The 1,055-nt window shown below is 38.8% G+C and carries 1 protein-coding gene; it reads left to right on the forward strand.

The annotated features are described in order from the left end of the window. Positions 1–868, forward strand: an 868-nt coding sequence (locus tag ACOI1C_RS22555) for an ISL3 family transposase (RefSeq protein WP_422512877.1), incomplete at its 5' end; no start/stop codon positions are given. Positions 869–1,055 lie beyond the last annotated feature (187 nt).

Here is a 1,055-nt window from a genome sequence, read left to right on the forward strand (position 1 = left end):
CGCAACCATTCAGGATATTAGCCGGAAATTAAAGATTGCTTATTCTACTGTTGAGCGCATCTTCTACTCCATTGCACATGAAAAAAGTGTTGAACATGAGTCATTCATACAAGAAATCCAAGACGGACAAGACATCACATTAAGTCTAGATGAGGTCGCTGTTCGTAAGGGACATAAATATGAAACTGTTCTTCTCGATGCCGATTTAGGTGCTGTTATGGGTATGCATAAGGACCGAGATTACTCCTCAACTTTAGAACTTTTAACACAAAAGGTAATTTATCCTGAACAGGTCAAAAATGTTGTCGTAGACATGTGGGACCCCTTTCATAAAGCCATTCGAGAGGCCTTTCCTCATGCTCTAATCATTATTGATAAGTACCATGTCGTCCAAAAGGTGAATCAAGCATTGGACACTGTTCGTAAGAACATACCCAGCATAAAGAAGGCTCGTTTTCATCTACTAACAGGTTGTGAAAATGTTAAAACTAAAAATCTTCCACACCTCGATGAATTATTAGATTCACACGAAGACATAGCCCATGCCTATTTTTTGAAAGAACTATTCAGAGACTTTTATAAATCGAAAGATTTTGAAACAGCTGATCATTTATTAACAGAGTGGCTTCAGTTAGCACGGAAAAGCCCGTTCAAGTCCTTTCATGAAGTAGCTAAAACAATAGAAAATTGGCGGCAACAGATTATGCAATACTTTAAAACTCCGTATACAAATGGTCGAACAGAAGGCACGAACCATAAAATAAAGAATATCAAACGGCGAGCTTACGGTTACAGAAACCGAGAGAGATTTAGAACACGAGTATTTCTGGAATGTACAGGGAAAACTTATAGTAAAGTGGTGTCCTAGCCTCTCCTTCTTCATTATTTTGGTCATTATAGTTGGTGGAAAAGAAGCCCTCAAGGAAAGCGCTTGACCGCTTCTCTTCCACCAACTGGGTAGTCTGTAAGATGAAGAAGGAGAGAGTTTGAGAGGCATTAATCTAGCTAAATTACTGTCAGAATTCTGTGTGAATCACAAACTTTGGTGAAGAGAC

The sequence above is a fragment of the Bacillus sp. DJP31 genome, assembly GCF_049310945.1.
In the GTDB taxonomy this organism is placed as follows: Bacteria; Bacillota; Bacilli; order Bacillales; family SA4; genus Bacillus_BS.